The organism is Mucilaginibacter pallidiroseus, from assembly GCF_007846085.1.
Lineage (GTDB): Bacteria > Bacteroidota > Bacteroidia > Sphingobacteriales > Sphingobacteriaceae > Mucilaginibacter > Mucilaginibacter pallidiroseus.
In genome coordinates, this window is record NZ_VOEJ01000003.1 from 486563 (window position 1) to 504031 (window position 17469).

A 17469-nucleotide genomic window follows, 5' to 3' on the forward strand; every position below is an offset into this window, starting at 1 on the left:
TAAATCTCCATTTATAATTCTGTTGCAGTAATTATTTTGTGTTTTAAATTTCTATAAAATTGATTTGCCCTTATTTGTGTATCGGAATTGCTATTTCTACGAATAATTAACAACTTTTGTCTAATTTTTACTCAAAAAGATCAAGTTGGGGAGAACTTTGCTTTTGTTTAGGCTCGATGGGAGTAAAATTGGAAAGCGTTATACCTAGAAGCCGTATACGGGCATCTTCAAGATCAGTTACTGCCAACAAATCTTTGGCGGTTCGGGCAATTAACTGTAAATCATTTAGCCTTTCGGGATGGGAATAACTGCGGGTTATCTGCTTAAAGTCGGCATATTTTATTTTAAGCGTTACCGTTCGGCCTTTAAGCTGATATTTTAAAAGGCGGTCATGCACAAGTTGGGCTATCTTATCCAATTCAGCGTGCATTTCATCAATAGTGGTTAGGTCGTACGGGAAAGTATCTTCTGCACCCATTGATTTTGTTTCGCGATGCGGCTGTACAGCCCGATTATCAATACCGCGAACTATATTGTAGTAAAAGGCGCCCGTTTTACCAAAGTTGGCGGTCATTTCAGCAAGACTTAGCTTTTTAAGATCGGCACCTGTAAACAGCCCCTTATTCATCATTTTTTGCGCTGTTACTTTGCCTACACCGTAAAATTTTTCTACCGGCAGTTTTTCAATAAAGCGTTCAACGGATGATGGACCTATGAAAGTTAAGCCATCCGGCTTTTGCATATCAGAGGCTATTTTGGCCACAAACTTGTTTACAGAAACACCTGCCGATGCTGTAAGGTTCAACTCTTCCTTAATGGCCTGTTTAATCTCCTTAGCAATGTCCATTGCTGATCCTATTCCAAGTTTATCTTCGGTGACATCAAGGTAAGCCTCGTCCAGCGATAGGGGTTCAATCAGATCGGTATAACGGCTAAATATTTCACGGATTTTTTGTGAGGCCTCCTTGTAGGCTGCAAACCTTGGCCGCACAAAAATAGCGTGAGGGCACAATTGCAATGCCTGTTTTGATGACATGGCCGAGCGCACTCCAAATTTTCGGGCTTCGTAGCTGGCTGTAGCAACCACGCCGCCGCGGCCCTCCGGCAAGCCGCCAACAACCAAGGCTTTGCCGCGATACTCGGGATTATCGCGCTGCTCTACCGACGCGTAAAATGCGTCCATATCTATATGGATAATTTTGCGGCGTATAGGTTGTTGGTGCTCCATCAAATCTTTCCGATGCGCAACAGTAGCGGAAAACTCACCGGCTTAATCTCTTCAGCTGCCCAATGCGGCTCAATTTGTACCCTCAATTCATCAATAGGGTTATATCCATTTTGATTGATGAAATGCTTAACGGCCGACCATGTGTTTAAATAGCCTACTAAATGATCAAGTTCCCAATCCTTGGTATTGGTAAAAGCTGGTGTTTGTATTTCTTCAAACGGGAAGGGTATGGTTTTGTAACCCTCGTCAACATACTTTCGTTCATCATCCCAATAAGGGCCTATCACGTTTTTGTAGAAGTTGCTAATGACTTCATCTATCTGCTCGGATATTTGGAGCATGCCATAACCCAATACGCAAATAATGGCGTCTTTTTTTGCAGTTCGTTTAACTTCGTTATAAAACCTGTCAAAATCAAACCAGTGAATGGCCTGCGCAACTACAATAAGGTCAAATAAACCGTCCGGAAAGTTCGTTTGTTCCGCAGGTTGTACGGTGTAAATTATATTTTCTGCTTTGTGGGCGTTTTCAAGTTGAGTTTTGCTGATGTCAGTTGCATACACTGTTACAAAGCTTTTTGCCAGTTGGCGGGCAACCTGCCCGTTACCTGTACCGCAATCCCATGCATTTACCTTGTTCGTAACCAGGGTGTCTAGATAATCAAATAACTCCGGCGGGTAAGTAGGCCGATATTTTGCGTACTCATCAGCCTTTTGAGAAAAGTTATCTTTCATGTGCAAAGAATTTATGTATTACTATCCAACCACGGGCCAGTTATGCGGTAACACAAAATTAATGATAACAATAGTGTATCAAACGGGTAGCTATTTATTTAAATTATCTTAGCGTTTTACTTAGCACATCAAAAATGTCATCACACCATATTGTTCGCGAAAAACAGGAGCCCGCTTTGCTTATATTATCGTTAGATGATTTTGATGAAGAACAATTGGGCCAATTATTAGAGTGGAGCCCAACAGTGATAACAACTCCCATAACAGCCGAGCTTTTGGATGCAATTGGAATTAAGGTAGATGTTGTTATGGCTGATGAGCTGGAAGAAATATTGCAGTCGGACATTAAGCTCGTCCCGACCGATGGTCGGGCAACGGCCAAAGCTGCCATGCACTATCTGTTAAGTAATGGGTACCCTGCCGTTAATATAATTACAGATGAAGTAGATATAGAGACGTTCGCGGCTTTTGCAACCCAAATAAACATCGTTGTTTTTAGCGGTAACAGAAAGATTTTTGCCATAAACAGTGGATTTAGCAAATGGAAGCCGGCAGGTGAGCGCATGGAAATTCTGTCCGAAGCATCTGATTTGATGGTAGCCGGTGCTCAACCAATTGGCGAGCGCAGATATTTAACACAACATGATGGTTTTGTAACATTTACGTTTAACAGCCCGTATCTGTTTATAGCCGAAGAAATATGACGGTAGGCAACAAATAGGTGGCCTGCTTTTTGTAAAAAATAATTAAGCGACTATTAAACCGTTGTTAAATTTTTCAGTCATACATACACATCAGCCAACAGGCTGATCCTTAACAATCTTTCGTCATGGATACTAAATATAAAAAAATCTTAAGTTTTGCTTTCAGCGGGCTGCTTTGCCTGTTCGTGGCAATGGATGCCAGTGCCCAACGCAGAGGTGGCGGTGGCGGCTTCGGCGGCGGTCGCCCATCAGGTGGCGGCGGTGGCTTTGGTGGCGGCGGTATGAGTCGCCCTTCAGGTGGTGGCGGTTTCAGCAGGCCGTCAGGCGGTGGTTTCAACCGTCCGTCTATGGGGTCAATGAGCCGTCCGTCTCAGGGTGTAATGCAAGCGCCATCCCGCGGTAACGGTGGGTACATGAGCCGCCCATCATTCGGTAACCGTCCGGGTGGTAGTTTCCAGGGCAGGCCAAACAACAGTGCATTTGGTGGTAACCGCGGTTCTTTCAATAATTCACGTGGTGCTTTTGGTAACGGTGCCCGCCCATATGTAGGTAATCGCCCGTATTACGGCAATCGTGGAAACTATGGTTACCGTGGCAATTACGGCCGTGGCGGGTATTACAACAGGGGTTACGGCTATGGCTATCGCCCAAGATATTATGGCTCACGCTATTTTGGCTACGGCTGGTATAATAACTTTGGTTATTATAATTCATATTACCTGCCACGTATTGGTTTCAGCATAGGCGTGTTACCTTACGGCTATTATCCGTTCTGGTACGGCGATTATCAGTACTATTACAGCGATGGTTTATATTACCGCCAGTATGATAACCAGTATACAGTTGTTGAGCCACCAATTGGTGCCGAAATCAAGGAGTTGCCATCAAAAGCTTCACAGATCACTATTAACGGCGAGCAATACTACGAGTCAAACGGTGTTTACTACCGTGCGGTTACTAAAGACGATGGTAGCATCGTTTATGAAGTGGCCGGTAAAGATGGTGAATTGAATACTGGTGATGGACAGTACCAGGATGATGCACCGCAATTGCAAATTGGCGAGATTTTAACCAAGTTGCCTGAGGATAGCCGCAAGATTAAAGTAAACGGCGAAAAGCTATATGTATCTCCTGATGGCACTTACTTCCAGGAAATACGCGATGCAAACGATAACAAGGTTTACAAAGTTGTAGGTAACGCTGCCGATGAGCAACCTGCCGAAGACGATGGTGAATAAGTATAAATGCTATTGCAAAAAAAAGCGCCTCTGTTTGGGAGGCGCTTTTTTTATGACTTATAGTTTTCTTAATTATTAAAACCTAAAAGGTCAATTGTAAATACCAATACCGAATTTTTAGGTATGCCTGCACCGGGCGATGTATTGCCATAACCTAACGCCGATGGAATAATTAACAGGATACGGCCACCTGCCTTAACATGTGGCAAGCCGTACTGCCATCCTTTTACAACACTTGATAAAGATGATGTAAAGCCTGTGCCGGCATCAAACTGGCTGCCGTTTAACAAAGTGCCAACGTAGTTAACCCTAACAGTACTTGTTGATGTAGGGTTTGAGCCCGTACCCTCGGTTATAACTTGGTAGTAAACCCCGTTTGCATCTTTAGTGGCTTTTATATTTGGGTTAGCAGCCAAATATGCTTGTATTGCGGCCTCGTCTGTTGCGGCTTGTTTGTTGGCATCAAAGCTGTCTTTTTTACAAGATGAAAAACCGGCTAATATTACGGTAAGGATGAGTATGTATTTTTTCATGTTATTAGTAACGGGAATTTTTAGCCTTACGATACAACTGTTTTTATTTTTAGTTCGTTCATCTGCGCTTCGGCAATGGTTGAAGGCGAATCAATCATCACATCGCGGCCCGAATTGTTTTTAGGGAATGCAATCACATCACGGATTGAATCTAAGCCCGCGAAAATGGATGCAAGCCTGTCAAAACCGAAAGCTATACCGCCATGTGGAGGCGCACCATATTCGAAGGCGTCCATCAGGAAGCCAAATTGCTTCTGCGCTTCTTCTGCCGAGAAGCCCAGGTGTTTAAACATCAGCGATTGCAGTTCGCGATCGTGAATACGGATAGAGCCACCGCCAATTTCGGTACCGTTTATTACTAAATCGTAGGCATTGGCACGTACGTTTTTAGGGTCGGTGTCAAGCAAGGCAATATCCTCCGGCTTTGGCGAGGTGAACGGGTGGTGCATGGCATGATAACGGCCAGTTTCTTCATCCCACTCCAGCAGCGGGAAATCAAGCACCCATAGCGGCGAAAATTTATTTTTATCGCGCAGGCCAAGGCGGCTGCCAATTTCCAAACGCAGTTCGTTCAGTTGTTTGCGTACCTTGTCGGTTTGGCCGGCAAGTAATAATATCAAATCGCCAGGCTCAGTCTCAAACGCGGCCTGCCATTTGGCCAACTCTTCTTCGTTAAAGAATTTATCAACCGAAGATTTGATGGTGCCATCTTCATTATGACGGGCATATATTAAGCCTGTTGCGCCAATTTGCGGGCGTTTAAGCCATTCGGTCAACTCGTCAATTTGCTTGCGGGTGTAGTTTGCGCAGCCTTTGGCATTGATACCAACAACCAGTTCGGCGTTGTCAAACACCCCAAAGTTTTTGCCTTTAACAATATCGCTTACCTCAACAAACTGCATCCCGAAACGGGTGTCAGGTTTGTCAGATCCGTACAAACGCATAGCATCGGCATATTGCATACGTGGGAAATCACCCAGCTCAAGATTTTTAACATTTCTGAACAAATGGCGGGTAAGTCCCTCAAATATATTCAGGATGTCTTCCTGTGTAATGAATGATAGCTCGCAGTCAATCTGGGTAAATTCCGGTTGGCGATCGGCACGCAAATCCTCATCCCTAAAGCATTTCACAATCTGGAAATAACGGTCGAAACCACTTACCATAAGCAACTGCTTAAATGTTTGCGGCGATTGCGGTAAAGCATAAAACTCACCCGCATTCATGCGGCTTGGCACCACAAAATCACGCGCACCCTCTGGCGTAGATTTGATCAGTACCGGGGTTTCAACTTCAATAAAGTCAAGGTCTGATAAATAGCGACGGATTTCCTGCGCCATTTTGTGGCGCAAAACCAGGTTGTTACGTATCGGGTTGCGGCGCAAATCCAGGTAGCGGTATTTCGCACGCAGTTCCTCACCGCCATCGGTTTCGTCCTCAATTAAAAACGGTGGAATTTTGGCAGCGTTTAACACTTCCAATTCCGTAACGGCAATTTCAATTCCGCCGGTAGGGATCTTTGTATTTTTATTTGAACGCTCCAACACCTTACCTGTTACCTTAATAACAAACTCGCGACCAAGCTCACGACCGGCTTCGCGCAACCCCGCATCACTCTCGGTATTTAAAACCAATTGCGTTAAACCATAACGGTCGCGCACGTCAATAAACGTTGTGCCCCCTAAGTCGCGTGATTTTTGCACCCAACCGCAAAGGGTAACCGTTTCGCCTAAATTGCTGATATTTAATTGTCCGCAAGTGTGTGTTCTAAGCATAATTCCTTTTTTTAAAAGTCAGCAAAAGTACTGTTTTGGGTTTAAACGTTAAAGCTTTAAGCAAAAAGCCTTAAATTTTATGTAACTATACTGGGCCTGTAAACTCCAATAGTTTTAATATCACAATGCGTCAAAAAATATCAGCTCTATTAGTTGCACTTGTTTTAACTATATCAGCCAATGCCCAGCAACAGGTTAAATCCTTCGATGCATTTTGTTATATATTTAATAACAACTATGCTTTTTTTGATCTGCATAAAGTAAACTGGAAAGCCTCGTATCAAAAATACAGGCCGCTGGTGAGCGATGATATTACTAACGATAGCTTATTTAATATAATGAGTGCAATGGTAAAGCCGCTCGGCGATTCGCACGTAAACATTATTGATGCAAAGCGGAAAAAGAAATTTAATGCAGCAGGTTATTCAAAGTTTGCGGCTGAATTTAATACCGACAGCCTTAAAGCCGCTTTTTGGGCAAATAATGACAGGCTGTTATTGGCAAATGGTTTTGCGCCGGTTAAAGGTTATGGATCGGTATTTAAGGGAAGGCATTTGTTTTATTACAGTAGGTCGGCAAATTATGCCTACCTGCGCATTACCCGTTGCTTTGCGAAAATAACCGATGGCGAGATAGATGACAAGGATTTTGAAATGCAGGTGCTGGATTCGCTGATGGCGCAAAGTAAGGGTTTGAGAGGCATAATAATTGATGTGCGTGCCAATATTGGCGGCGACGATGAATTTAGCTACGAGGTAGCGGGCAGGTTTACTGTAAAGCCTGTTACCGGCCACTTTAAACAGGAGCGTATAGCCAAAACCAATAAATACAGCAAGCTGCAAAAATGGATTATTCAACCCCGAGGTAGTTATGCGTTTACAAAACCGGTAATGTTGCTTACCAATAGTAAAACCGTGAGCGCGGCAGAGGTATTAACGCTTGCCATGAAGCAACTGCCGCAGGTTAAAACCATAGGCGAACCAACCGAAGGCAATCTCTCTGATATGTTTAGCGAAGATTTGCCCAATGGGTGGTCGGTTACTTTATCAAACCAAAAGTACTATTCGCCCAAAATGGTTTGTTATGAGGGCGTGGGCGTGCCTGTGTATGTAAGGGTTTCAAATTCCTTACAGGAGTTAGAGACAGGGCATGATGCTGTTTTAAGTACTGCATTGAACCGGATGGATGCCGCTGCCAAGTAGGCCGTTATTATCTTTATGGTTTAAAGGCAATAAAGTACTTTTGCGCTATGGCCTTTGTAAAAGCGTTTGTAAACAATCCGTACCAGGAAAATACCTACCTGTTGTATGACAATACCGGCGAATGTGTAATTATAGATCCGGGCATGTACACATCTACCGAGCAAAACGCGGTGGTTGGTTTTATCATGAGTAATAACCTTAAACCAGTGCTGTTACTTAATACCCATTGCCATATCGACCACGTGCTGGGTAATAAATTTGTGTTTGACCAGTACGGGCTTAAACCAAAGTTTCATGAGGGCGAAAGCGAAACACTGGCTGCAGTTGTAGCATATGCGCCCGCTATGGGCTTTACTTATGAGCCTTCGCCGCTGCCTGATGAGTATTTGCCCGAAACCGGCACAATTACATTTGGCAGCAGTACTTTACAATTGATTTTTGCGCCCGGACATTCGCCGGCTCATTTGTGCTTTTATGACGCTGATGCCAATATCCTTATTGGCGGCGATGTGTTGTTCCGTAACAGCATTGGCCGGACCGATTTGCCGGGGGGGAATTACAGTACACTGGTAAAAAATATCGAAACCAAACTTTTTGCCCTGCCAGACGATTGTACCGTATACCCCGGTCACGGGCCCGAAACAACAATCGGTTACGAAAAGCAACATAACCCTTATTTATAAACAGCACCTGTTTGAATACCGCCATTTACATAGCCAAAAGGTACCTGTTTAGCAAAAAGCAAACACATGCCATCAATATCATTTCCGGTATATCAATGCTGGGTGTGTTGGTTGGCAGTGCCGCGCTAATTATTATCCTTTCGGTATTCAATGGTTTCGAGCAGGTTATTTTATCGTTATACAGCAACTTTACCCCGCAGATAAAAATTGAACCCGCCCAAGGGAAACGATTTGACCCTAACGCGCTGCATTTTCATGAGCTGAGCCACGACAAGCGAGTGCTATCATACACGCAGGTGTTGCAGGAAAAGGTGTTGATCCGCTATGGCGACAGGCCCTTCATCGGTACAATAATGGGTGTAAGTGACGGATTCCTCAAGAATACCCATTTAGATAGTACTATTACCTGGGGATCATTTACATTAAAAGAAAAAGGGCGGTATTACGCGGTAATTGGTTCAACCATACAGGGAAGCCTGGGTGTGAACATAAAAAGTGAAGAACTGCCGCTGCAGGTGTATTCGCCGCGGCGAACAGCAGGCAATTCCAACGACCCGATGAACGATTTTGTGTTCCGCTCGATATTCCCGTCTGGTGTTTTTGCCATACAGCAGGATTTTGACAATATTATCATCACCCCGATTGAGTTTACCCGCGACTTATTAGGCGAGCCGCTTGAAGTGTCTGCCATTGAAATAAACTACAAGCCGGGTAACGATGTAGATAAAATACGCGAAGAAGTGCAGGAAACCATCGGTGATAAATACGTTGTTAAAAACCGCCGTGAACAAAATACCGAGTTGTACAAGACAATTAATTATGAGCGCTGGTCCATTTTCATGATCCTGGTTTTTGTATTGATCATAGCCATATTTAACATCATAGGCTCATTAACTATGCTGGTTATGGATAAGCGCAAGGACATAGCCATATTAACAAGCCTTGGTGCCAACAAACGGCTTATACAGGGCATCTTCTTCTTCGAGGGGATGATGATATCGGCTATTGGCTGCGTTGCAGGTATTGTGATAGGATATATTGTTTGCTTTATTCAAAAGGAGTTTAGCCTGATAAAAATGGGTGCTAAGCTTTCGGTATTGGATGCATACCCTGTTGAGTACGATTTTGTAAACAATATCGCCCTGGTAATATTTACAGTCGGGCTAATTTCTGTTATAGCCTCAGGCATAAGTTCACGATTAAGCATAAAAGGGCTAGATGACATCAAGCAGGAGTTGTAATTGCTTATCAAATTCTAATGATTGCTGCCTACTGAAGCTATTTTTCCACTATTCTTTTAGATTGTTTCTAAATAACCATAAATGGCTTTATTAAACTGAAACCATTTATATCTTTTGTTATTTAATAATAATTTTGCCACCAAAATAAATCTGATCAATAATGAGTGAATTTAAACAAACCTTTAACTCATCACTGGGAAAAAAGCTGATAATGGCTTTAACTGGCTTGTTTTTGTGTACCTTTTTAATTGTGCACCTGGGCGGTAACCTTTTGTTATTTAAAAACGACCAGGGCTTTGCTTTTAATAGCTATGCAAATTTCTTAACGCATTTTCCGCCTATCGAGGTAGTTGCGTACATCCTTTACGTGAGTATTATTATACACTCGGTATATGCGCTGGTGCTAACAATCAAAAACCGCAGGGCAAGGCCGGTAGGCTATGCAGTGCAGCCTAAATCGCCGGCATCATGGTCTTCAAAAAACATGGGCGTTTTAGGTTCAATCCTGTTACTGTTCATTGTTATACACATGGGCGATTTTTGGTTTACCTACAAGTACAACAACATACTTGGCTTTAAGGAATACAAAACCAACCAAATCACCGGTGAAACTACCGTTACAGACTTTACGCCATCAAACCCGGATTTTGAGCGTTCGTACTCAACAGAAAACAACGTTGAAATTGTAAGAGTAAAAGACTTGCACGCACGTATCCAATGGAGCTTTAGCCACCTTTGGTATGTGGTGTTCTACGTTATTGCTATGGGTGCTGTATCATTCCACCTCGTGCATGGTTTTCAAAGTGCGTTTAAAACACTTGGCTGGGTACACAGGCGCTGGAATGGTGTGGTTTATTTTATAGGCACCTGGTTATTTGCAGTGGTAATACCCGTAGGTTTTGCGCTGATGCCGATAGTATATTATATACAAAGCCTAAGTAAGTAAAGGGATCAAGAAACAGAATCGAGATTCAGGACACTAATAGTTTAAGCAAAATACGACACAGGAACAAAAGAGGGCCAATCATAATATCTTGATCCTACACTCTTGGTTCCTGACTCTAAAATAGAAAATATGAGTTTAGATGCTAAAATTCCGCAAGGCCCATTAGCCGAAAAATGGAGCAAGCATAAATTTAATTTAAAGCTGGTAAACCCAACCAATAAGCGTAAGTACGACATTATAGTTGTAGGTACAGGTTTGGCTGGTGCATCAGCTGCGGCATCACTGGCCGAGCTTGGTTACAATGTTAAGGCATTTTGTTTCCAGGATAGCCCGCGCCGTGCACACTCAATTGCTGCGCAAGGTGGTATCAATGCTGCTAAAAACTATCAAAATGATGGCGATAGCGTTTATCGCCTTTTTTACGATACCATTAAGGGTGGCGATTACCGCGCCCGCGAAGCCAACGTACACCGTTTGGCAGAGGTGTCGGTAAATATTATTGACCAGTGCGTTGCACAGGGCGTTCCATTTGCACGTGAATACGGCGGCTTGCTGGATAACCGTTCATTCGGTGGTTCGCAGGTATCGCGTACGTTCTATGCGCGTGGCCAAACAGGGCAGCAATTGCTTTTAGGTGCGTACTCGGCATTAAACCGCCAGATACACCTGGGCAAGGTTAAGATGTATACCCGTACCGAAATGCTTGATGTTGTTGTGGTTGATGGCCATGCAAAAGGTATCGTTACACGTAACCTTAAGACTGGTGCTATTGAAACACACAGCGGTCATGCAGTATTGTTGTGCACAGGTGGCTATGGTAACGTGTTTTATCTTTCAACAAATGCTATCGGCTCAAACGTAACTGCAGCATGGCGTGCCCACAAACGCGGTGCATACTTTGCTAACCCTTGCTATACGCAGATCCACCCAACCTGTATCCCGGTAACCGGCGACCACCAGAGCAAGCTTACGCTGATGTCTGAATCGTTACGTAACGACGGACGTGTTTGGGCACCGAAAACTAAGGAGATTGCAGAGAAACTTCGCAAAAAGGAAATAACTGCCGCACAGGTTAAAGAAGATGAGCGCGATTATTTCTTAGAGCGTAAGTATCCATCATTCGGTAACCTTGTTCCGCGTGACGTTGCTTCACGTAACGCAAAGGATATGACAGACGAAGGCCGCGGCGTAGGTGCATCGGGCTTAGCGGTTTACCTTGACTTTGCAGACGCTATAACCCGTATGGGCGAAGATACCGTGCGTGCTAAATATGGTAACTTGTTTGATATGTATTATCAGATCACTGATGAGAACCCGTACAAACAGCCAATGCGTATTTACCCGGCGGTACACTATACAATGGGTGGCCTTTGGGTTGACTATAACCTGAGTACAAACATACCTGGCCTTTACGCTTTAGGCGAATGCAACTTTAGCGATCACGGTGCAAACCGCCTTGGTGCTTCCGCTTTGATGCAGGGATTATCTGACGGTTACTTTGTTATCCCTTACACCCTTGGCGATTACCTTGCAGGTATCGGCATGAAACCGGTTGACACAAACCACCCTGCTTTTGCAGAAACCAAAAAACAGACTACCGAGTACGTAAATAAATTATTGGCGCTTAAAGGCACCAAAACGGTTGTTGAGTACCACCGCGAACTTGGCCACATTATGTGGGAATATTGCGGCATGGCACGTACCGAAGAAGGATTGACGAAAGCAAAAGCGATGATCCAGGAGCTGAAAGCTGATTTCTGGAAAAATGCTTTGGTTGTAGGCGAAAATGATGAAATGAACCTTGCCCTTGAAAGAGCAGGCCGCGTTGCCGACTTTATTGAGCTAGGCGAACTGATGGTTACCGACGCTTTGATGCGCCGTGAATCATGCGGTGGCCACTTCCGTTTGGAATCGCAAACAGAAGAAGGTGAAGCATTGCGCGACGACGAAAACTTTGCATTTGTTGCAGCATGGGAGTTTAAAGGAGAAAACCAACCCGAAGAATTGCACAAAGAAGAACTGGTTTACGAAAACGTTAAGTTAACACAAAGAAGCTACAAGTAGAGATGTGAGACATTAGATTTGAGATATGAGACCGAAAGGAGCATACTTAAAATTAATGTCAAACCTGATATACGATGCATAACTTAAGGGAATTGAAAATCTGGAATAAGGCTATCGACTTTTCGGTTGATATTTACAAGGCCTCTTCCAATTTCCCGGCAGATGAGCGTTTTGGACTTACAAGTCAACTAAGGCGAGCTGCTATATCAATTCCTTCAAATATTGCAGAAGGTGCCGGCAGAAATTCAAACAAAGAGTTTTGTAACTTTTTAGGAATCGCTAAGGGATCTTCATATGAAGTACAAACCCAGCTTGTAATTGCAAATAAGCTAGGATTGCTTCAGATTGATGTTTTAAACGAATTATTGAGACAAATAGAGGAACTGCAAAAAATGAATTATGCGTTCCAGCAAATGTTAAGCAAATAGGTATTGGATTTGAGTAGTGGGGCTTATCTCACATCTCATATCTAAAATCTCAAATCTAAGATTATGAGTCACGGAAACATGAACCTGACGCTGAAAGTATGGCGCCAAAAAAATTCGCAAACTGCAGGAAAGTTTGTGACCTATAAAGCCGAAGGTATTTCGCCTGATATGTCATTCCTTGAAATGCTCGACGTGGTAAACGAGAGCCTGATCAAGAAACATGACGAGCCAATAAACTTTGACCACGATTGCCGCGAGGGTATTTGCGGTATGTGTTCATTATATATCAACGGCCGCCCGCATGGCCCTAAGCGTGGTATTACTACCTGCCAGTTGCATATGCGTAGCTTTAGCGACGGCGAAACCATCACTATCGAGCCCTGGCGCTCGGCAGCCTTCCCAATTGTTAAGGATTTGTCTACAGACCGTTCTGCATTTGATCGTATACAGCAGGCCGGTGGTTACATATCTATCAACACTGGTGGTGTGCCTGATGCAAACTCAACACCTATACCAAAGGTTGTAGCTGACGAGGCTTTCAACTCGGCTACCTGTATTGGTTGCGGTGCTTGTGTGGCAGCTTGTAAAAACGCATCTGCAATGTTGTTTACATCAGCTAAGATCACTCAATTAGGCTTGTTGCCACAAGGACAGCCCGAGCGCTACAGCCGTGTGCAGGCAATGGTTGCACAAATGGACAAAGAAGGTTTTGGTAACTGTACCAACACCGGTGCTTGCGAAGCCGAATGCCCTAAAGAAATATCACTTACTAATATATCACGTATGAATAATGACTTCTTCAGCGCGAAAATATTCCGCGAAGACAGGGTTCATGATCATGGCGTAGGCGGCGAGTAATTGTAACTTGTCGTTGTATAACAAAAAGCCCCGATTGCATTTGCAATTGGGGCTTTTTGTTTAATCTATCAACGTATTATTTTACTAAAACGCCGTTTATAATCCGTTCAAGTTCTTCCAGATCGAAAGGTTTGGCAAGGTAAGTTTCGGCTCCTGCATGATTAGCCAATAACTGAATGTCGCTGTTGGCCGAGAAGTAAACAACAGGAATATGTTTCAAGTCCGGGTCCCTTTTCAAAGTTTGCGTTGCCACAATACCACCATTGTCCGGAATCCAGTTATCCATCAATATAACATCAGGTTTTATACCGGAAACCTTTTCTATTATGTTATTGCAGTTAGTAAATGTGGAAACCTCCCAGCCCTGTTCCTCGAGGATGTAATTACAAATGGATAAAATATCTTCATCATCATCGAATATGATGATTTTCCGTGCGTTATCATTCATGGGCAAAAGTAGCGGGCATGAATCTAAAAATAACTTTTAAAAAAAGCAAATAATTTACCTTACAGTATAAAGCTTATCCCGTTCATGATAAATAGTCAACGGCGGCGGCCTTTGGGATGGTTGCTTTGCTATTATTAGCTTTATTTGCACATTCGTCCAGCACGTAGTTAACATATTGTTGCGCTATAGATGCCCAATTGAATATTGTTGGTGTTTTGCGATAGGCGTTTTCTGCAAAAGTGTTTAGCTCTTCGGGATTATCCAAAAACGTGCGGATTTGCTCGGATACTTCTTCAGGCGTAAGATTTTGCACCGCTAAACCTAGCTTTTCAGCTACAACTGCATCTGCAAGATTTGTCTCTTTTGATACCAATACCGGCATTCCGTACAGCAGCGCCTCTAAAACCCCAGTAGGTACGCCTTCCCATCGTGATGTATGCACAAATAAATGGTGGCTGGCGTACAGATGCTCTTTTTCTGATTGCTGATACACGGGGCCGCATATCGTTACCGTATCTGATAAGCCAAGCCTGGCTATCAATTCGATTATCTGCGCTTGTGCTTTTGCATTAAATTGCGGGCCTGCTATGGTAAGCTTCACCTCGCCGTTTTTGAAAGTTGCAAGGCTTTTAATCAGCACGTCAAGGCCCTTGTGTAATGGATCCAGCCGGCCCAAAAACAGCATACGGAGTGGGCCATCTTCTTTAATATATTTTTTGCGGGCGGGTTTAGATATGTTTATAGCCGGTGCGCCGTTTAGCAATGTATAGCAGGGCTTGGATGAGTATCGTTTAATAAAATTTTCCTCCTGCTGCCCATGAACAAAAAAGTAGTCGATGCTTTTTAAAAATTGCTCTTCGTAAAGAAAATTAAAGATTGCCTTTTTTAAAAAATTCCGTTTAAAAGAATAGTTATGGTAAGCACCTTGCGGCGTAAGGCAAAGGGCTATTCCAAGCGACTTAGCATACCTGGCTATAGCTATATTATTTGGTGTAAAAACGCTATGCAGGTTTATGCAGGCAATGTCATCCCTGTCGGCAATAAGTTGTTGCTTTAACTTGTCCGACACTTCAAATTTAAACAGATCGTCATTAAAGTGGCGGTAAAACGGATAATTGTTGATGTCCTCCTCGGTGCTGATACCCCATAGCTCGCATCTGTAGCCAAGATTGTAAGCATTTAAGGCAATGTTCTCGATAACAATGTAGGGGCCGTTAACAATATTGGTAGCAAAGTTGGCCAGTATAACTATCTTTTTTTGCCGACATGATGCTAACGATTGTTGAGTGGGCATAGCTTGTGCAGATTTACAGCACAAGCTATAAAACAAGGCGTGCTTAACACAACACTATACAGTTAATTTAGCCGGCCCATCCTTCCCTGTCCAAACTGCGGAAATGTATAGCCTCGGCCAGGTGTTCTAAAAGTATTTCTTCGCTGCCGGCAAGGTCTGCAATGGTGCGCGACACTTTAAGGATACGATCATAAGCACGTGCCGACAGGCCAAGTTTTTCCATGGCCTTTTTTAACAGCATTTGTCCCGCGTTATCTATCTTGCAAATTTCTCTTACAAGTTGAGGGCTCATCTGGGCATTAGCATGCAGGTCGGGGCGGGTTCCAAAACGTTCTATCTGTCTATCGCGGGCTTTTATTACCCGCTCACGTATAAACTCGCTTTTCTCGGCCAGGCGTTCCGAAGACAGCTCGCTGAAATTAACCGGCGTAACCTCGACGTGCAGGTCGATGCGATCAAGCAGCGGGCCCGATATTTTGCTCAGGTATTTTTGTACTGTTCCCGGCGGGCAGATACATTCTTTTTCGGGGTGATTGTAGTATCCGCAAGGGCATGGGTTCATACTGGCTACCAGCATAAAGCTGCTGGGATAATCAATAGTGAACTTGGCCCGCGATATGGTAACGCGCCTTTCCTCGAGCGGCTGCCGCATTACTTCCAATGCGCTGCGTTTAAACTCGGGTAATTCATCCAAAAACAAGACGCCATTGTGCGCAAGCGAAATTTCGCCCGGCTGCGGGTTGCTGCCGCCACCAACAAGCGCAACATCTGATATGGTGTGATGCGGCGAGCGGAACGGCCTTGTTGTCACCAAGGCATCTGCGGTTGATAATTTACCTGCAACGGAATGTATTTTAGTAGTCTCCAGCGACTCATGCAAGCTCAGTGGCGGCAAAATTGAAGGCAGCCGGCGTGCCAGCATGGTTTTGCCGGCTCCCGGCGGGCCTATTAAAATAACATTGTGGCCACCTGCGGCCGCTATTTCAAGCGCACGCTTAATGTTTTCCTGGCCGCGTACTTCACTAAAGTCGCTGTCGTAATTGGTAAGGCTGTTGAAGAATTCGTCACGTGTATCAACAAATTCAGGGATGAGTGTAGCTGTGCCGTTAAAGAAATCGGCAACCTGTTTTATGTTCTCTACGCCGTAAACTTCCAGATCATTTACAATTGCAGCTTCACGCGCATTTTGTTTAGGGAGTATGAAGCCTTTGTATTTTTCTTTACGCGCCTGTATGGCAATGGGTAAAGCACCTTTGATCGGCTGTAAGCTGCCATCTAAGGATAGTTCACCCATGATGAGGTATTTGTCCAGGTTGTCTGCCTCAATTTGCCCAGATGCGGCTAATACACCGGTTGCAATGGTAAGGTCATACGCTGAGCCTTCTTTTTTGATATCTGCCGGGGCCATATTCACCACCACCTGCTGCCGCGGCATACGGTAACCGCAATTCTTAAGGGCCGAATCTATACGGAAATAACTTTCTTTAATGGCAACATCTGGCAGGCCCACAACAAAGTATTTGGTGCCTGGCGCAATGTTCACCTCAACCGTTATGGTAATGGCTTCAATGCCATATACGGCGCTTCCAAAGGTTTTAACTAACACGTGTAAGGTTTTATATGCCGAAAGATATATAATTTATTTGAGTGCTGCGCTTGTTAATTAAAGGGCTGCAAGCAAGCCACGTGTAATTATAAGTAACCATGCGGAGAGCGTAATGTAAAACAGCACAATTAAGTATCCCGTTAACGAGTTGTTTTGTGTGGATGTTTTATCGGGAGCAGGTACGTTCCAGGTTAGCGTATGCAGCGAATATTTATAATCGATAGCAAACAGCAACATAAGGCAGGTAAAATCAACATAGCCAATAAATTTATTAGTGCCCATAAGCAACTGGATGGCATTACAAATGGTAAGCAAATTAATGTAGACCGTTGCCATTAAAACCGAAAAAGTAATTGCCCCACTGTTACTATCGCTGGTGCCAAACAACTTTATGAACGTGTAAACTTTAACAAACGCGAATTTATATAGATACATGCAGATAGATGTGGCACTCCAGATTATTTGGAATGGCCAAAGCTGTTATACT

Annotated in this window: 17 protein-coding genes; 9 read left to right on the forward strand and 8 right to left on the reverse strand. The window is 43.8% G+C overall.

What is annotated here, in order from left to right; all coding sequences use genetic code 11:
- Positions 1–127: 127 nt before the first annotated feature.
- Both dinB and FPZ43_RS09150 read right to left on the reverse strand, forming a co-directional pair.
- Positions 128–1228, reverse strand: coding sequence for a DNA polymerase IV (gene dinB, locus FPZ43_RS09145; RefSeq protein ID WP_146381559.1), 1101 nt, complete (start codon positions 1226–1228; stop codon positions 128–130).
- A complete protein-coding gene (locus tag FPZ43_RS09150; protein ID WP_146381560.1) occupies positions 1228–1962 on the reverse strand; it encodes a class I SAM-dependent methyltransferase in 735 nt (244 codons plus the stop codon). The genes dinB and FPZ43_RS09150 overlap by 1 nt, the downstream gene beginning before the upstream one ends.
- A gap of 134 nt (positions 1963–2096) precedes the next feature.
- Between FPZ43_RS09150 and FPZ43_RS09155 the strand changes: the two genes are divergently transcribed.
- Together FPZ43_RS09155 and FPZ43_RS09165 are read left to right on the forward strand one after the other, a co-directional pair.
- Entirely contained in the window at positions 2097–2666 is a 570-nt protein-coding gene (locus FPZ43_RS09155; RefSeq protein WP_186461796.1) for a thiamine diphosphokinase, read from the forward strand.
- A 125-nt stretch (positions 2667–2791) separates the two neighbouring features.
- The gene (locus tag FPZ43_RS09165; protein ID WP_186461797.1) at positions 2792–3904 is read left to right on the forward strand and encodes a DUF6515 family protein; all 1113 of its coding nucleotides are present in this window, start codon (positions 2792–2794) and stop codon (positions 3902–3904) included.
- A 68-nt stretch (positions 3905–3972) separates the two neighbouring features.
- Here FPZ43_RS09165 and FPZ43_RS09170 read toward each other — a convergent pair whose 3' ends face one another.
- Together FPZ43_RS09170 and aspS are read right to left on the reverse strand one after the other, a co-directional pair.
- A complete protein-coding gene (locus FPZ43_RS09170; RefSeq protein ID WP_146381562.1) occupies positions 3973–4437 on the reverse strand; it encodes an FKBP-type peptidyl-prolyl cis-trans isomerase in 465 nt (154 codons plus the stop codon).
- 26 nt (positions 4438–4463) lie between these two features.
- On the reverse strand, positions 4464–6212 hold the full coding sequence (aspS, locus tag FPZ43_RS09175) for an aspartate--tRNA ligase (protein ID WP_146381563.1): 1749 nt from the start codon (positions 6210–6212) through the stop codon (positions 4464–4466).
- Between the two features lie 125 nt (positions 6213–6337).
- On the opposite strand from aspS, the gene FPZ43_RS09180 reads away from it, so the two are divergent.
- The 7 genes from FPZ43_RS09180 (at position 6338) to FPZ43_RS09210 (ending at position 13634) form a co-directional block, all read left to right on the forward strand.
- Complete coding sequence (locus FPZ43_RS09180) at positions 6338–7414, forward strand: S41 family peptidase (protein WP_146381564.1); 1077 nt, start codon at positions 6338–6340, stop codon at positions 7412–7414.
- 47 nt (positions 7415–7461) lie between these two features.
- Positions 7462–8097: an MBL fold metallo-hydrolase gene (locus FPZ43_RS09185; protein WP_146381565.1), complete on the forward strand. Its 636-nt coding sequence runs from the start codon at positions 7462–7464 to the stop codon at positions 8095–8097.
- 11 nt (positions 8098–8108) lie between these two features.
- Positions 8109–9338: an FtsX-like permease family protein gene (locus FPZ43_RS09190; protein WP_146381566.1), complete on the forward strand. Its 1230-nt coding sequence runs from the start codon at positions 8109–8111 to the stop codon at positions 9336–9338.
- 160 nt (positions 9339–9498) lie between these two features.
- The gene (locus tag FPZ43_RS09195) at positions 9499–10284 is read left to right on the forward strand and encodes a succinate dehydrogenase cytochrome b subunit (protein ID WP_146381568.1); all 786 of its coding nucleotides are present in this window, start codon (positions 9499–9501) and stop codon (positions 10282–10284) included.
- Between the two features lie 129 nt (positions 10285–10413).
- A complete protein-coding gene (locus tag FPZ43_RS09200) occupies positions 10414–12348 on the forward strand; it encodes a fumarate reductase/succinate dehydrogenase flavoprotein subunit (RefSeq protein WP_146381569.1) in 1935 nt (644 codons plus the stop codon).
- Between the two features lie 92 nt (positions 12349–12440).
- Complete coding sequence (locus FPZ43_RS09205) at positions 12441–12776, forward strand: four helix bundle protein (protein ID WP_261381038.1); 336 nt, start codon at positions 12441–12443, stop codon at positions 12774–12776.
- Positions 12777–12839: 63 nt separating this feature from the next.
- The gene (locus tag FPZ43_RS09210) at positions 12840–13634 is read left to right on the forward strand and encodes a succinate dehydrogenase/fumarate reductase iron-sulfur subunit (protein ID WP_146381573.1); all 795 of its coding nucleotides are present in this window, start codon (positions 12840–12842) and stop codon (positions 13632–13634) included.
- A 76-nt stretch (positions 13635–13710) separates the two neighbouring features.
- Here FPZ43_RS09210 and FPZ43_RS09215 read toward each other — a convergent pair whose 3' ends face one another.
- The 4 genes from FPZ43_RS09215 to FPZ43_RS09230 all read right to left on the reverse strand — a co-directional run bounded on the left by FPZ43_RS09215 (position 13711) and on the right by FPZ43_RS09230 (position 17417).
- Positions 13711–14082, reverse strand: a complete 372-nt coding sequence (locus tag FPZ43_RS09215) for a response regulator (protein ID WP_146381575.1) — start codon at positions 14080–14082, stop codon at positions 13711–13713.
- Positions 14083–14164: 82 nt separating this feature from the next.
- Positions 14165–15376, reverse strand: a complete 1212-nt coding sequence (locus FPZ43_RS09220) for a glycosyltransferase family 4 protein (RefSeq protein WP_146381577.1) — start codon at positions 15374–15376, stop codon at positions 14165–14167.
- A 67-nt stretch (positions 15377–15443) separates the two neighbouring features.
- Positions 15444–16982, reverse strand: coding sequence for a YifB family Mg chelatase-like AAA ATPase (locus tag FPZ43_RS09225; protein WP_146381578.1), 1539 nt, complete (start codon positions 16980–16982; stop codon positions 15444–15446).
- 57 nt (positions 16983–17039) lie between these two features.
- Positions 17040–17417, reverse strand: coding sequence for a hypothetical protein (locus FPZ43_RS09230; protein WP_146381579.1), 378 nt, complete (start codon positions 17415–17417; stop codon positions 17040–17042).
- Between the last annotated feature and the right edge of the window lie 52 nt (positions 17418–17469).

Coding starts and splice junctions, on each gene's coding strand:
- FPZ43_RS09200 (WP_146381569.1), top strand. CDS start 10,414: ATGAGTTTAGATGCTAAAATTCCGCAAGGCCCATTAGCCGAAAAATGG.
- FPZ43_RS09215 (WP_146381575.1), bottom strand. CDS start 14,082: ATGAATGATAACGCACGGAAAATCATCATATTCGATGATGATGAAGAT.
- FPZ43_RS09170 (WP_146381562.1), bottom strand. CDS start 4,437: ATGAAAAAATACATACTCATCCTTACCGTAATATTAGCCGGTTTTTCA.
- FPZ43_RS09185 (WP_146381565.1), top strand. CDS start 7,462: ATGGCCTTTGTAAAAGCGTTTGTAAACAATCCGTACCAGGAAAATACC.
- dinB (WP_146381559.1), bottom strand. CDS start 1,228: ATGGAGCACCAACAACCTATACGCCGCAAAATTATCCATATAGATATG.
- FPZ43_RS09155 (WP_186461796.1), top strand. CDS start 2,097: ATGTCATCACACCATATTGTTCGCGAAAAACAGGAGCCCGCTTTGCTT.
- FPZ43_RS09180 (WP_146381564.1), top strand. CDS start 6,338: ATGCGTCAAAAAATATCAGCTCTATTAGTTGCACTTGTTTTAACTATA.
- aspS (WP_146381563.1), bottom strand. CDS start 6,212: ATGCTTAGAACACACACTTGCGGACAATTAAATATCAGCAATTTAGGC.
- FPZ43_RS09195 (WP_146381568.1), top strand. CDS start 9,499: ATGAGTGAATTTAAACAAACCTTTAACTCATCACTGGGAAAAAAGCTG.
- FPZ43_RS09165 (WP_186461797.1), top strand. CDS start 2,792: ATGGATACTAAATATAAAAAAATCTTAAGTTTTGCTTTCAGCGGGCTG.
- FPZ43_RS09230 (WP_146381579.1), bottom strand. CDS start 17,417: ATGTATCTATATAAATTCGCGTTTGTTAAAGTTTACACGTTCATAAAG.
- FPZ43_RS09210 (WP_146381573.1), top strand. CDS start 12,840: ATGAGTCACGGAAACATGAACCTGACGCTGAAAGTATGGCGCCAAAAA.
- FPZ43_RS09150 (WP_146381560.1), bottom strand. CDS start 1,962: ATGAAAGATAACTTTTCTCAAAAGGCTGATGAGTACGCAAAATATCGG.
- FPZ43_RS09220 (WP_146381577.1), bottom strand. CDS start 15,376: ATGCCCACTCAACAATCGTTAGCATCATGTCGGCAAAAAAAGATAGTT.